Source organism: Aquimixticola soesokkakensis, assembly GCF_900172375.1.
In the GTDB taxonomy this organism is placed as follows: domain Bacteria; phylum Pseudomonadota; class Alphaproteobacteria; order Rhodobacterales; family Rhodobacteraceae; genus Aquimixticola; species Aquimixticola soesokkakensis.
The window spans coordinates 228,664-242,998 of the sequence record NZ_FWFS01000002.1 but is presented as its reverse complement, the minus strand read 5'-3'; the positions used below and the strand labels follow the sequence as shown (position 1 = coordinate 242,998).

At 62.8% G+C, this 14,335-nt stretch carries 14 protein-coding genes; 5 read left to right on the top strand and 9 right to left on the bottom strand.

Annotated features, from left to right (window positions below; genetic code table 11):
- Positions 1–104: 104 nt before the first annotated feature.
- From AQS8620_RS04100 to nanR, 3 genes are read left to right on the top strand one after another with little or no spacing between them, the layout of a single operon-like run.
- Positions 105–1,127 (top strand): Gfo/Idh/MocA family protein, encoded by a 1,023-nt coding sequence (locus AQS8620_RS04100; RefSeq protein WP_085835572.1) that lies wholly within the window; start codon positions 105–107, stop codon positions 1,125–1,127.
- On the top strand, positions 1,124–2,887 hold the full coding sequence (locus AQS8620_RS04095) for a D-apionate lactonase family protein (protein WP_085835571.1): 1,764 nt from the start codon (positions 1,124–1,126) through the stop codon (positions 2,885–2,887). Before AQS8620_RS04100 ends, AQS8620_RS04095 begins: the two co-directional genes overlap by 4 nt.
- Positions 2,888–2,926: 39 nt before the next feature.
- Positions 2,927–3,670 (top strand): transcriptional regulator NanR, encoded by a 744-nt coding sequence (gene nanR / locus AQS8620_RS04090; protein WP_085835570.1) that lies wholly within the window; start codon positions 2,927–2,929, stop codon positions 3,668–3,670.
- Here the strand turns inward: nanR and AQS8620_RS04085 are convergent.
- A complete protein-coding gene (locus AQS8620_RS04085; protein WP_085835569.1) occupies positions 3,667–5,019 on the bottom strand; it encodes a four-carbon acid sugar kinase family protein in 1,353 nt (450 codons plus the stop codon). The genes nanR and AQS8620_RS04085 overlap by 4 nt on opposite strands.
- Positions 5,020–5,124: 105 nt before the next feature.
- Between AQS8620_RS04085 and AQS8620_RS04080 the strand changes: the two genes are divergently transcribed.
- Positions 5,125–5,952 (top strand): phosphogluconate dehydrogenase C-terminal domain-containing protein, encoded by an 828-nt coding sequence (locus AQS8620_RS04080; protein WP_085835568.1) that lies wholly within the window; start codon positions 5,125–5,127, stop codon positions 5,950–5,952.
- Between the two features lie 52 nt (positions 5,953–6,004).
- Here AQS8620_RS04080 and AQS8620_RS04075 read toward each other — a convergent pair whose 3' ends face one another.
- Positions 6,005–6,889: a LysR family transcriptional regulator gene (locus AQS8620_RS04075; RefSeq protein WP_085835567.1), complete on the bottom strand. Its 885-nt coding sequence runs from the start codon at positions 6,887–6,889 to the stop codon at positions 6,005–6,007.
- 96 nt (positions 6,890–6,985) lie between these two features.
- Between AQS8620_RS04075 and AQS8620_RS04070 the strand changes: the two genes are divergently transcribed.
- Complete coding sequence (locus AQS8620_RS04070; protein WP_085835566.1) at positions 6,986–7,486, top strand: lactoylglutathione lyase family protein; 501 nt, start codon at positions 6,986–6,988, stop codon at positions 7,484–7,486.
- A gap of 93 nt (positions 7,487–7,579) precedes the next feature.
- On the opposite strand, the gene AQS8620_RS04065 is transcribed toward AQS8620_RS04070, so the two are convergent.
- The 7 genes from AQS8620_RS04065 to AQS8620_RS04035 form a co-directional block, all read right to left on the bottom strand.
- Positions 7,580–7,993 carry a VOC family protein gene (locus tag AQS8620_RS04065; protein WP_085835565.1) on the bottom strand — a complete coding sequence of 138 codons (414 nt, stop codon included), beginning with the start codon at positions 7,991–7,993 and terminating at the stop codon, positions 7,580–7,582.
- A gap of 28 nt (positions 7,994–8,021) precedes the next feature.
- Positions 8,022–9,236: a pyridoxal phosphate-dependent aminotransferase gene (locus tag AQS8620_RS04060; RefSeq protein ID WP_085835643.1), complete on the bottom strand. Its 1,215-nt coding sequence runs from the start codon at positions 9,234–9,236 to the stop codon at positions 8,022–8,024.
- A gap of 96 nt (positions 9,237–9,332) precedes the next feature.
- Positions 9,333–10,505, bottom strand: a complete 1,173-nt coding sequence (locus AQS8620_RS04055) for a M24 family metallopeptidase (protein ID WP_085835564.1) — start codon at positions 10,503–10,505, stop codon at positions 9,333–9,335.
- Position 10,506: 1 nt separating this feature from the next.
- Positions 10,507–11,649, bottom strand: coding sequence for a mandelate racemase/muconate lactonizing enzyme family protein (locus AQS8620_RS04050; protein ID WP_085835563.1), 1,143 nt, complete (start codon positions 11,647–11,649; stop codon positions 10,507–10,509).
- A gap of 3 nt (positions 11,650–11,652) precedes the next feature.
- A complete protein-coding gene (locus AQS8620_RS04045) occupies positions 11,653–12,810 on the bottom strand; it encodes a M20 family metallopeptidase (protein WP_085835562.1) in 1,158 nt (385 codons plus the stop codon).
- A 32-nt stretch (positions 12,811–12,842) separates the two neighbouring features.
- On the bottom strand, positions 12,843–13,586 hold the full coding sequence (locus AQS8620_RS04040; protein WP_085835561.1) for an amino acid ABC transporter ATP-binding protein: 744 nt from the start codon (positions 13,584–13,586) through the stop codon (positions 12,843–12,845).
- On the bottom strand, positions 13,576–14,325 hold the full coding sequence (locus tag AQS8620_RS04035) for an amino acid ABC transporter permease (RefSeq protein ID WP_085835560.1): 750 nt from the start codon (positions 14,323–14,325) through the stop codon (positions 13,576–13,578). Before AQS8620_RS04035 ends, AQS8620_RS04040 begins: the two co-directional genes overlap by 11 nt.
- Positions 14,326–14,335: the final 10 nt, after the last annotated feature.

Here is a 14,335-nt window from a genome sequence, read left to right as displayed (position 1 = left end):
TTGTCCTCCCGAGGCTTCATCTAATATACTCATCATACCTGTTGACTTTTGGAAAGGCCAAAGTCACTCTTTTGCCCAGCACACTCAAGACGGGGGGAGACGTCATGCTAAAAGGCGCATTGATCGGCTGCGGGTTTTTCGCACAAAACCAGATGCACGCTTGGGCGGGAATCGAGGGCGTGGAGATCGTCGCGCTGTGCGATCGCGACCCCGAGCGTCTGGCACAGACCGCGCGCGATTTCGGCATTGCCCGCTGCTACACCGATGCCGCAGACCTGTTCGAGGACGCAGGGTTCGACTTTGTCGATATCGCCACGACCGTGCCGACGCATAAATCCCTGGTCGAAATGGCCGCCCGCGCGCAGGTCCATGTCATTTGCCAAAAGCCCTTCGCGCTGACCCTTGCCGATGCGCGCGACATGGTGAGCGCCGTGCAAGCCACGGGCAAGACGCTGATGATCCACGAAAACTTTCGATGGCAATCGGCCGTGCGCCGCACCATCGACTGTCTGCGCGCAGGCACGATCGGCACGCCGTTTTTCGGGCGGATCAGCTTTCGTTCGGGATATGATGTCTACGCAGGCCAGCCCTATCTCGCCGAGGGAGAACGTTTTATCATCGAGGACCTCGGGATTCACATCCTCGATATCGCGCGCGCGCTGTTCGGTCCCGTTGCGCAGATCACCGCAACCACAGCGCGCATCAATCCCGCAATCAAGGGCGAGGATGTCGCGACCATGATGCTGGCCCACCACAATGGGGTGACCTCCGTGGTGGATTGTTCCTATGCGACCAGGCGGACCCCCGAAACCTTCCCCCAGACCCTGCTCGAAATCGACGGCACAGCGGGCAGTTTGCGCCTTGATGCCGGCTACAGATTGAGCGTCCACAAGGAGGGCGCAGCCACCTCCTACGACGTTGCGCCGCCGCTGCTCGACTGGGCCTCGCAGCCTTGGCACAACATTCACGAAAGCGTGGCCCTGATCCAACGCGATTTCATCGACTGCCTGCTGGACGGGCGCACGCCGGAAACCAGCGGGGCCGACAACCTTGAAACCTTCGCGCTGGTCGAGGCCGCCTATCGTTCCGCCGCCCAGGGGCGCACGATCGATCTGGCCACGCTATGAGCGGCAACACCGACCTTGTGGCGCTGTTCGGCACGCCAACGCCGCCCCCCGTACGTGAGAGCATCGTGCGCGGGCCGGTGCACGTCACGCTTGAGGATGGCACCCTGCGCCATCTCAAGATCGGGGGCGTTGAAATCCTGCGTCAGGCGGCATTTTTGGTGCGCGACCGCGATTGGGGGCGCGTCACGCCCACCCTCGCGCCAGCGCGCCGCGATGACAGCGACGACGCCCTCGTCCTCACGCAGCCCATGGTCTTTCGCACCGCAACCGGTGCGCTGGATGTGACGATCACCGCCACCCTGCGCGCCCATAGCCTCACGCTTGTCGCTACCGGGCAGGTGACGGGCCTGTTCGACACCAACCGCAGCGGGTTCACCCTGCTCTATCCCATCAACGGCATGGCGGGGGCGCGCGCCTGCGTGACCCACAGCGACGGGTCGCAAGAGGACAAATGCTTTCCCGATGTCATTGCGCCCTGGCAGCCCTTTGAGGACATCGCCGCGCTGACCCATCAGGCCAACGGCCTTGCGGTGACCTGCGCCTTTGCGGGTGACGTATTCGAGATGGAGGATCAGCGTCAGTGGGGCGATGCCTCGTTCAAGATCTACAACCGCCCCCTCGCGCGCCCGTGGCCCTACCGCTTGGCGCAGGGCGCTTTTCCCACCCAAACCATGAGCCTGACTTGGCAGGCCGCACCTAAGGCCGCCCAGCCGCGCCCCGCCGGACTGACCCCTGCCCTCACCGATCAGCGTTTTGCCCAGACCGCGCTGGTGCTGGACAGCGCACAGGCGGCGCGCGCCGCGCTCTCGCCCCAAGACCTCGTGCAAACCGGCGCGCAGCGGGTGCTGTGTCATCTTGATGCCACCGCCAACACGATGGCAGCGCAAATGGACAGTTTTGCGCGGTTGCAATCCGCCTGCCCCGACCTTGCCTTCGATCTGGAACTTCTGGGCCGCTTTGACGCAAGCCAGACGCCCGAGGAAGAATTGACGGCGCATCGGCGGGCGATGGATCAGGCGGGCCTGTCGCCCGCGTCGGTCTTTATCTGTCCCGCCGTCGATCGCCAGTCCACACCGCCCGGATCGACATGGCCCGACTGCCCACCGCTGGTCGATATTCACAGCGCGGCGGCCTTGGTCTTTGCGGATGTGCCCCGCGGCGCGGGCATGGCCAGCTTTTTCCCGGAACTCAATCGCAAGCGCCCGCCCCGCGATGGCGCGCTTGCGCAGGAATTGGCGTTTATCACCCATGGGCTCTGCCCCATCGTCCATGCCGCAGACGATGTTTCCGTGCTCGAAACGCTGGAAGCCATCCCCCATATCGCGCGCTCGGCGCGCGCCATCGCGGGCGCGCGGGGCTACCGGATCGGCCCGTGCACGCTGGCCATGCGCCAGAACCCCTACGGCAATCGCACCCTGCCCAATCCAAACCTCGAACGCATCTGCATGGCCGATATCGACCCGCGCCATTTCGCAGCCTTCGGCGCGGCCTATCTTGTCGGGCTTGCCAGCGCACTCGCCCCCTTTGCCCCGCAGGTCTGGACGCCTGCCGCGCTTTACGGGCCACGCGGGTTGCTGGGCGCAGGCCCGGTTCCGCTGGCCGGCGTGGTGCGCTGGCTGGCAGAACGCGCAGGCGGGCGGGTGGAGGTCGCGCAGATCGACAACGCCGTCGCCACGCTGGTGATCTCGGGCGAGCGGATCGTCGCAAACCTGTCCGGCAGCCCATGCCAGGGGCTTGGTCCTTTCGAGGTAACAAAATAAGATTGTTTCCAAGCCCTTGCGCAGCTATTTAAAAAGACCATGAGCCAAATTGACCCCAAAGCCCAATCGGCGGCCCCCACTGCCCCCAAAGAAAAGATCGTGCGGCGCAAGCTGGCCGATCAGGTGCTGGACCGTCTGCGCGATATGATCCGCGAGGGCGAGTTGAAAGCGGGCGATTTCATGCCCTCCGAACGGGCCTTGATGGACCGCTTCGGCGTGGGCCGTCCGGCGGTGCGCGAGGCGCTGCAATCGCTGCACAACAGTGGGCTGATCACGATCAACCACGGCGAGCGCTCGCGGGTGAATGACATCAATCCGGCGACGGTCCTGTCACAGTCGGATGACTTGGCCCGCTTGGTTCTAAGTGCGGCACCGGCCAATCTTGGGCATCTCAAACATGCCCGCCAGATGTTTGAATTGGGCATGGTGCGGGTTGCCGCCGAACGCGCCAGTGCTGAGGACATCGCCCAACTGCGGGCTCTGGTCGAAGACCAGCGCAGCAAAATGGGGCAGGCAGCGGTGTTCGTCGCCGCAGACATCGCCTTTCACCGCAAAATCGCGGCGATTTGCGCCAATCCGATCATTTCCTCGGTTGCAGATGCGATGCTGGGGTGGCTGTTTGAATATCACGTCAGCCTGCTGCACCGTTCCGACAGCGAGACAGTGACACTGGCCGAACATGCGCGCATCGTCGATCTGATCGAAGCGCGTGATGCCGATGCGGCCTGTGACGAAATGCGTCACCATCTGGAACGCTCGCGGGGCGCCTTCGAAACCCATTAGCGCGGGCCCCCACCGGCGCGAATCCAGCCAAAGAAGTCTTCGCTGCCCATCTGCCCCCCTTTGAGCGCCAGTTCCAGCCCGTCATGCGCCCCGACCCCATGCGCGCGATTGAGCGCAGCACCGGGAATTGTCGGGGCCAGCGCTTCGAGCGCCTCGATCCCGAGGGCGCGCATGCCATGGCCCGAAGTGTCCCCGCCTGAAATCACCGCACGGCGCAGGCCCGTCCGGCGCAGCACCTGATCCAGTGCCTGTCCCAGTGCCTGCCCGATCCGCGCGTTCGCCTGCTCGGGCGCAAGCCGGCTGCCGCTCAGCGCCTCCCAAAACCGTGCCACCATCGGATCGTCGGGACCGCGCGCCGACACGATCAGGGGGCTGTTGCCCGACTGCGCCGCGTCGCAGGCCAGACCGACAACCCGCGCAACCTCGCGCGACAGCTTTGCCGGATCGGCCAGCGCGGCGGTCGTGTCAAAGGCGATCACCGCAAACCCCTGCGCCGCGCCCCACGCGATCTGGCGCGCCGTGCTGGGGGACACAGAGCCGGAGACCGCGGCGATCTGACGAAGGGATGGCGCAGACCGGGGCGCAGGCGACGGGCCAAGCGCGCCGCTGGTTTGCCAGTGACGCACCAGCGCATACTCCAATCCTTGCGATCCGGCCGCAAAGGACAGCGCGCAACGATTGTGCCAGATCACCTTTCCGATGACCGCTTCCGTTTCGGGCGACATGTTGTCAAAGGACAGCAGGCGCGCGCCCCGATCCAAAGCCTGCACCAGCGCCGCCTGAGGATCGGGACCGCCCAGCATCTCAAGGTCGATCAACGCGGCGTCAAGCGTGCTCAGACCGGCCAGATGTGCCAACACGTCGGCCTCGCGCATCGGCGTCACCGGATGGCGCGCCATCACCGGATGCCGGTCCAGCCGATGCACCCCGTCGAAATCGCCCGCGAAAAGATGGCCAAATGCCTGATAGCGCCGCATCTGCGGGGCGGCCGTTACCAGCGGCACGGCCTGAGCGGGGCGGATCGACAGGCCCAGATCGATCGCCTTGCCGATATTGCCGCTGTGGGCCGCGGAATCGAGCGTCGAGCAATATTTGTAATGCAGGATCTCTGCGCCCGTGTCGTGAAGCCACTGGAGAGGCGCGGGCAGGTGGCGCTCCATCCAAGCGCTATCATGGGTGCGCGCCGTCGAGGCAATGCCCACCGCATCCAGATCGCGAAAGCGGTCCGTCATGGCCTGCGAGGGGATATCGCTAAACAGGATCGCGCGCAGCCCTGCAAAGGCCAGCACCTCCATCACCGCGGCCGATCCCGTGAAATCATCGCCATACCATGCCAGTTTCGGGGTCATGCGCGCCTCCTGCTTGTCTCCCTTCCGTCGTGCCAGAAGTAGATTGACAATACAAGTATCATGTTATCTGATCATACCAGTTGACGATCTGGAGGAGAATTGATCATGACCACAGTTGCGCTGTTTGGAGCGGGCGGAAAAATGGGCGTCCGCCTGTCGCTCAATCTGGCCAAAACGGACTTTGACGTCCGCCATGTCGAGGTCAGCGCACCCGGCATCGCGCGGCTAAAGGCCGAAGCGGGCGTCGAGGCCGTCACTGCGGATGTGGCAATCGCCGGCGCGGATGTCGTCATTCTGGCTGTGCCTGACACGGTGATCGGCAAGGTCGCAGCCCAGGTTGTGCCCGCGCTTGATGCCGGCACGATGGTCGTCATTCTCGATGCGGCCGCGCCCTTTGCCGGACATTTACCCGAGCGTGCGGACATCACCTATTTCGTCACACATCCCTGCCACCCGCCGATTTTTCACAATGAAGCGAGCGAGGCGGCGCGGCTGGATCACTTTGGCGGTGTCGCGGCCCCACAGGGCGTTGTGAACGCGCTGATGCAAGGCCCCGAAGCGCATTACGCGCTTGGCGAGTCCATCGCCAAGGCCATCTACGCCCCCGTTGCGCGCAGCTACCGCGTCAGCGTGGATCAAATGGCCCTGCTTGAGCCGGGCCTGTCGGAAACGGTCTGCGCCTCGCTCTTGGTGGTCATGCGTCAAGCCATGGACGAGGTGGTCGCCAGAGGTGTCAGCTACGACTGTGCGCGTGACTTTTTGCTCGGCCATATGAACATTTTGGGCGCGGTGATTTTTGACGAAATCGAAGGCCAGTTTTCGGACGCCTGCAACAAGGCCATTGAATTTGGCGTGCCGATGCTGATGCGCGACGATTGGAAACGGGTCTTCGAGCCGCAAGAAATCGCAGATAGCATCAAGCGGATCACCTGACACAGCAGGGAAGCGCCGCGCCTGCGGCGCCCTCCCCCGACCCGCTTGGGGCTCATAATGACTTCAAACAGGTGATAATTTCGTCCCGGATCGCGCGCAGACGCGCCGAGAGCACCCGTTTGCGCCGCTGGATCAACCACAGATCGTGCTGCACCCGCTGCGCCAAAGGCGCGATGGACAGCCGGTCGCGGTCGCGAAAGGCATCCACCCCGCTTCTGGGCAGGATCGTGTAGCCAAGGCCGCGCACAACGGGTTCGGGAATTTGCCCGATCTGGTTGATGAAACTGCGCCGCGTCAACGTCCCGGCGCCGCAATAGTCGTCGGGAAAATTCACCCCCAAAAGCGCATCCGCCTGCGCGTAGCCATCAGGATGGGCGATAAATCCGAGATCCTGCAGATCGGACAGCCGCTTGGGCAGCGGATGGCCCAGCGGAAGCAAGAGGCACAGCTCGTCCTGCCCCGCTTTCACCCCTTCGAGGCGGGGGTGGGTTGGCGCGGCACTGAGGATACCCAGATCGACCTCCCCGTTCAGCACGCCCTCGATAATCCCCGCCTGCGGCCTTGCCTGCACCATCAGCCCCAGTTTCGGCGCCTGCGCCATCAGCTCCATGAATCGCGGGTAAAGCAGCAGCGCAAGCGACCCGGAACAGGCCACACAGACCTCCCCCTGTGACGGATCGTCAAACCCCAGTGACTGGTGCAGCGCGATATCCTCGGCGCGGCGACGCCGGGCGATGGCCAACACGTCTTCCCCCACCGGCGTAAGCGTAAAACTCTTGCCATCGCGCGCAAGCAGCGCCTGCCCCACTTGAGCCTCAAGCTTTTGAATATGCTGGCTTACGCCGGGCTGGGTCATGTTCAGCATTGCGCCCGCACGGGTGAAATGGCCGACGTCGCACAGCGTTGCAAACGTGTCCAACCAAGTGGCGTTCAACATGCGTCATTCCATTTTATTATTATCTTCATACTTTATGATAATTTGAAGTTCGCCCGCTGTCACCTCACATGCAGATCAAAGCCAATGAGGACTCCCATGACCCAAACCACTCCCAGAACCTTTTCACATATCGGACTGTCTGTGCCCGACCTCGACAAAGCCGTCAGTTTTTATCGTGACGTCATGGGGTTTTACGTGATCATGGAGCCGACCGAAATCCTGCAGGACGACAGCGACATCGGCCAAATGTGCGACGATGTGTTCGGCCCTGACTGGGGCAAGTTGCGCATCGCGCATCTGTCAACCGCCGACCGGATCGGCTTTGAGCTGTTCGAATTTCCGCAAAACCATGCTCCCGAGGACAATCTGCCCTATCGGCAAACGGGGCTGTTCCACTTTGCGATCCAGGACCCCGATCTGGAAGGGCTGCTTGCGAAAATCATCGCGGCAGGGGGCAAACAGCGCATGCCCGTGCGCGCCTATTTCCCCGATAAAAAGCCCTATCGCATGGTCTATGTCGAAGACCCCTTCGGTATCGTTTTTGAACTGTATTCCCACAGCTACGAGCTGACCTATTCCGCCGGCGCGTATACGTAAGGCCCCAAACGCCAAAGCCTGCGCCGATCGGGCGGGCAGCGCGCCGCCATTCTGCACGCGCCACGGGACCAAGAGAAATCCCGTGGCGGCCGATCAGGCGGCAAACAGCCCCTCGAAATCTCGAAAGCCCTTAATTTCTATGGGATTGCCGGAGGGGTCGAAAAAGAACATCGTTCTCTGCTCGCCCTTCTCCCCTTTGAAACGGATCACAGGCGGGATGTCGAAAGACACTCCCGCCGCCGTCAAACGCTCGGACAGGGCAAGCCAGTCACCCAGCGGCAACACCGCGCCGATATGGGGCATCATCACCATATGCTCCCCGACTTTGCCGCTGCGTGTTGTTGCGAAAGGCTCTCCAAGATGCAGCGACAATTGATGCCCGAAAAAGTCGAAATCAACCCATGTGTCGGTTGAACGGCCCTCCTCACAGCCCAGAAGATCCCCGTAAAAGCGGCGCGTCGCCTCAAGGTCGCGCACATGGATGGCGAGGTGAAAAACAGAAGTCATGTCAGGTCCTTTTGTCGTTGAAAGCGGCTCACCCGGCCGCAAGCGCAGGCGTTAGTTTCCCAAGAGAGGTTTTGAGCCGCGCAATCGCCTGCCCCAAAAGCTGGTCGTCAATCGCATAGGCCAGACGCAGATAGCCCGCCGTGCCAAAGGCACTTCCGGGCACAACGCCGATATGGGCATCGCGCACCAGAAAGGCGGCAACATCCCCGTCCGTTTCAAGGCGCGCCCCGTCCGGCGCGACGGTCCCGAACAACCCGCGACAATCGGCAAAGACATAAAAGCTTCCGGGCGGCACATCACAGCTGAGGCCCGCAATGTCGTCGATCGCGCCAATCAACAGATCGCGCCGCGCCCGAAGCCGCGCCCGCCAGCCCGCCACAAAGGCCATATCGCCGTCCAAAGCGGCAATCGCCGCGGCCTGCGAAATGGTCGAGGCGTTTGACGTGCTTTGCGATTGCAACGTGTCCATCGCGCGAATGAGCCAAAGCGGGCCCGCGGCAAAGCCCAAACGCCATCCGGTCATCGAATAGCCTTTCGAAACGCCGTTGATGGTCAAAATCCGCTCGAATAAATCCGGCATGGCGCTGGCGGGGGCGATGAATGTGCCCTCGTGGATCATGTGCTCGTAGATATCGTCTGCCATGATCAACGCGTCATGCCCAACAAGCACGCCCGCAAGGGCGGCCAGCTCGGCGCGGGTGTACACAGCGCCTGTCGGGTTGTTGGGCGAGTTCAAGATCACCCATTTCGTGCGCGGCGTCAGATGGGCGGCCAGATCCTGCGGGGTCAGTTTCCATCCCGTCCGGGGGCTGGTGGCGACAATCACCGGCTCGCCCCCCGCAAGCCGCACCATATCGGGGTAGCTCACCCAGTAGGGCGCGGGCACCAACACCTCGTCACCGGCGTCAATCGTGGCCAGCAAAGCGTTGAAAATCAACTGTTTTGCCCCCGCCCCAGCGATAATCTGCTCTGGCGGGTAGGTCAGATCGTTGTCACGCAGGAACTTGCGCGCAATGGCCGCCTTCAACGCGGCGGTGCCCGAAACGGCGGTATATTTGGTCGCGCCGGCACGAATGGCCGCGATCCCGGCCTCACACACATGCGGAGGGGTGGCAAAATCAAGCTCGCCTTCGCCCAGGTTGATGACATCATGCCCTTGGGCAGACAGGCGGCGCAGCGTGTCGGAAATCGCCGCTGTGGGTGAGGCGCCAACACGCGACATGCGAGAGGAGAGATGGGTCATGAACAGTCTTTCAGCTTGGGCAGCGGCGGCGTTACCCGACCGCGCGCGCCCGTCTTGAAGTGAGGGAAATTGGCCGCGCAACACCGCAGGCAAGGCTCAGGCGTCAACGCGGTGCAAGTCGCGCGACACGGTGCCAAGCTGCTCGTAGCCGTTTTCGGTGACGACGATGGTCTCGGACACGCCCACCGTAAAGCGGCCGTAAATCCGCAACGCGGGCGGCAAATGGAACGCCATGCCGGGCTGCAACTGGGTGGTGACACCTGCGTTGAGCGAAAGGATCGCCCCCTCCCCCCAATCAGGCGCAAAGGAAATTCCCGTCGAATAGCCCAGTCGTTTGCGGAAATTATCCGTGTAACCCGCCTTGTCGATGACCGCCTGACAGGCCAGATGCGGCACCTCGCAGGTCACGCCGGGGCGAATTTGCTCAAGCGCGGTGGCCAGCGCCTCCTGACACACTTTCATCATGTCCTCGGCCTCTTGGGGCACCGGCCCCACCCACGCCGACCGCATCAAGGCGGCGTGGTAGCGGTCATGCACCCCTGCCATTTCCAGAAAGGCCGGATCATTGGCCGACAAGGGCGTGCGCCGCCACGTGCCATGGGGCACACCTGTGCGCCGCGCCGTGGACACCAGCGGCTCCATCCCCATGTATTCCGACCCCGCCGCAATGGAGGCCTGCAACATGGCGGCAACCAGATCGTTGTCGGTGGCCCCCGCCCGCACGGCCGCGCGCCCGGCCAACATCCCCGCATCGACGTAGGAGGCGGCCTTGCGCAGCTTGTCCACCTCAAGGGGCGATTTCACCGCGCGGCCCGTTTCGACAATCCCCGCCCCGTCCTCGATCGCGCCCAAAGCGTCCTGCATGGTTTCATAGACCGCGATGGGCAGGAACCAGCCGCGCTTGTCGATGGCCACCCGCCGCCCGTTCAGCCCCATACGCCGCAAAACGCGCATCAAGGCTGCAATCGGATCTTCGGCGTCCTGATAGATTTCGGCATCCGACATAAACGTGTTGGCGATAAAGTTGAAATATTCCAACTGCCGGATCACGAAAACGGGGTCTCCCTCAGCGGGCAGGATCAGCGCCTGAAACGTGTAGTAGCCGGGCGTCTGTTGTCCGGTGAGGTAAAAGATGTTTTCCGGTCCGGTGATCACCAGCGCATCCAGGCCAGCGGCGCTCAGGCGCGCGCGGGCACCGGCTTGGCGTGCTTCATACTCGGCTTTGGGAAAGGCGGTTTCCTGCCCCTGTTCAACGCCTGCGGTTTCCATGTCAGTTCTCCATCATGCGCGGCGCGCGCCGCTTGTCGAAAGGTAGTCCCAGCCCCGCGGCCTGCGGCAGGGCAATCTGCCCCTGCGCATAGGTCAGCCCGCTGGCAGGATCGTCAATCAGCCCGTCAGCGCCGTAGAGTTCGGCGGCGACAGGCGATGTCGCGAGCGCCAGATGCGCCGCGGCGGCTGTGGCCAAGCCGCCCTCGTTCATCTGGCCAATCATGTAGGGCACCCCAGCGGCCTCAAGCTGTCGCACCGCCGCCAAGGCAGGGGTCAGGCCGCCGGTCTTGATCAGTTTGAGATGCGCCCAAAGCTTGCGCCCCGAGGCGTCGAACTGCGTCACGATCTGGTGCAGGTCCTGCGCGCTGGCCATGCTTTCGTCGAGCATGAGCGGCATGGGGGCGGCTTTGGCGAGCGCCACCATCGCCGACCAGTCCCCCGCTGCGATGGGCTGCTCGACGTATTTGAGCGCAAGGGGGGCAAGACGCTGCAACCGCTCTGCGGCCACATCCGCCTGCCACGCGCCATTGACGTCGATGGCAAGGACCAGATCGGGACCGAACCTGTCGCGCAGCGCCGCCAACCGCGCGAGATCTGCATCAAAATCCGCCCCGAAGCGGATTTTCAGATCGTGAAAGCCGCGCGCAACATACCCTTCGGCCTGCGCCATGAAATCCGCATCTTCTGACAGGAACAGCGTCTGGTTTGTCCCGCGCGCCAAGGGCAGTGCGCAGGCATCAGGATCGAGCGCGCTATCACGCGCAAGATGGGCGGCTAGATAGGCGGCTAGATAGGCGGCGAGGGGCTTGCCCGCCCGCCGTGCCTCAAGGTCCCAAAGCGCTGTATCAAAGAGGGCGCGCACGGGGGCGGGCGCCCCGCTGGCGGCGATCCCCTCCCGCAGCGCGCGCGGGGGTTTGTGCCATGGCAAACGGTTCGCAAGATCGCGCGCGCGGTCAATCAAATCCTGCGCCCCGTAGCCGTTGAGATAGGCGCAGTTCAACCGCACCTCCCCGATTGCCTCACAGCCATCCTGTGGCGACAGCACCAGATAAAGCGTGTCGAGCGCGGCAATCGCACCCGAACTGGCGGTATGAAGCGTCAGACCCGCATAATGAAGCTGCGCTCGATGAAAGGTAAGACGCATGGCCTAGCGCCCCAACACACGTTGGGCAATGTCACGGTAGATCGCGCAAGAGGTGATGAATTCCGCCTTGGGCACAAATTCATCGGGCTTATGCGCGACACGGATGTCGCCGGCCCCGATGACCGTGCCGCTGGCACCTGCCTCGATGAAATGCACCAGATCGCAGGCCCCTTGAAATCCGAAAGGCCCCGCGTCCAGCACGCCCGCCGCCTCGCAGGCCGCAATCGACATCTGCACGATTTGCGCGTCAATCGCCGTCTGCGCGGCACCGCCGGTTGTCGCGTTCTTGCCGACAATTTCGCTTTTGACGCCAATCTCTTGCGCGGCGGTGTGCAGCAACCCCTCGAGTTCCGCCACCGCGCTTTCGTCCGTCTCGCCGGGAATAAGGCGACGATCCAGCAGCATCTCGCAGGCCTCCGGGATGACGTTGTCCGCATGCCCGCCCGAAATCCGCGTCACCGTCAAACTCGGACTGCCCACCAGCGGATGGCTGCGCCGCGCCAGAACCTGATCGTGAAAGGCGGCCAGGCGCGGCATCAACGCCCCGGCGCCAAATATCGCGTTTTCCCCCAGATGAGGACTGCCCGAATGCGCTGCTTTGCCAAACACGCGCACACGCGGTCGAAACGATCCTTTATGCGCGCAAACGGTCGTATTTCCCGTGGGTTCGCCCACCACAACCATGTCGATCTTGCCGGCCTGTGCGCGGTAATGCTTGGCCCCCTCGCTGGCGACTTCCTCGTCGCCCGTAAACACCCCCATCACGGTGCCCGACCAGCTTGCACGATCCTGCGCCATCAGACGCAGCGCCTCCAGCATCGCCGCCAGCGGCCCCTTGCAATCGCAACTTCCGCGCCCGAACAAGCGCCCCTCGCGTTCGCTCAGAACAAAAGGATCGCTGGTCCAGCCGCTGCCGGCAGGCACGGTGTCCATATGGGTGTTAAAGGCAAACACCGGACCCGCGCCGTTGCACAGAACCGCCTCCACATTGAAGCGCTCGGGCGCATATTCCTCAAGGCGCAGGGTAAAGCCGAAAGGGGCCAGATAGTCGCGAATATACTGCGCCACGGCCCGCTCGCCGCCCGGCGGGTTTTCTGATGGAATGGCAATCAGCGCACTGAGGGTCGTCAACAGGCGGGCGGGATCAGGGGGAGCAATCATCGAAAGGTCCGCTTCAGGGTTAAGTGTTCAGTTTAATGAAGGATTTGCGAAAGAAACTTTTGCGCGCGCGCATTCGCATCGCCGCCAAAGAAGGCCTCGGTCGGGGCGTTTTCCAGAATGCGCCCCTCCTCCATAAAGATGATCCGATCCGCCGCGCGCCGGGCAAACCCCATCTCGTGGGTCACGCAAACGCTCGTCATCCCCTCCTGTGACAGATCGCTCATCACATCCAGAACCTCGCGGATCATTTCAGGGTCAAGCGCCGAGGTCGGCTCGTCATAGAGCATGATCTTGGGACGCATCGCCAAAGCGCGCGCAATCGCGACCCGCTGTTGCTGCCCCCCCGACAATTCGTCGGGGAAATGATCGGCGCGCTCGGGGATATGGACCTTGCGCAGCAACTCCAGCCCCACGTCATGCGCGTCCTTGCGGCTCATCCCGAGCACTTTCATCGGTGCAAGCATGATGTTTTCGATGGCACTGAGATGTTGGAACAATTCGAAGTTCTGGAACACCATGCCGATATTGCGCCGCAGCCGGTCCGCACCGCGCGGATCATCCGTTATTTCGCGCCCTTCGAACAGAACGCCCCCGCTGGTGGGGGGCTCCAGAAGGTTGATGCAGCGCAACAGCGTGGATTTCCCCGACCCGGACGGGCCGATCAGCACGATGGTTTGCCCCTTGTTCACGCGCAAATTGCAATCGGTGAGCACCTGCAACCTGTCGAAGGTTTTCGAGACGTTCACAAGTTCCAGAATCTTTTCGTCAGCGGACATTGTCGCCTCCCGCAGTCGTCGTGTTGGACAAAATTCGGCGCAGGATCGCGCGCAGACCCGCCTCCCCATTGGCGCGCCGCCTGCGGGCCTTGGGATCAAGAGCCACCTCCATTGCGCCCTGTGCGATCATGAAAATGCTTGTCAGACCAAGATAATAGATGCCCGCAGCGCAGAGCGCCTCGAAGTAGCGAAAATCGGCAGAGGCCGTCTGGTTGGCCACCAAAAGCAAATCCTGCACCGCAATGACCGACACCAGCGCCGAGGTCTTGAGCATGCCGATCATCTGGTTGCCCATCGGCGGCAAAACGATCCGCGCCGCCTGAGGCAAGGTGATCCAGCACAGCACCGACAGGTGTGACAGGCCCAAAGCCTGGCCGGCGACCCTTTGGCCTTTTTTAACCGATTGAAGCCCCGAGCGAATGATTTCGGCCATATAGGCCCCCTCGTTCAGCGACAAGGCAATCACACCGGACCAGAAGGCGCTAAAGCGGATGTCGAAGCTGGGGAGAACGTTGTAGATAAATATTATCTGGAAAAGAACCGGCGTTCCGCGAAACAGCCACAGATAGGCAATCGTCAGAATTTTGATCGGCAAAAACCGGGTCTGCTGCGCAAGCGCAAGGACCAACCCCGCCAAAACACCAAAGAACAGCGACACGACGGTGATCAGGATCGTGACCCAGGCGCCGTGCAGGAAAGGTTGGGAAATCAGGTATTGGGCAACTAGGTCTAATGACATCGCGCTGCGC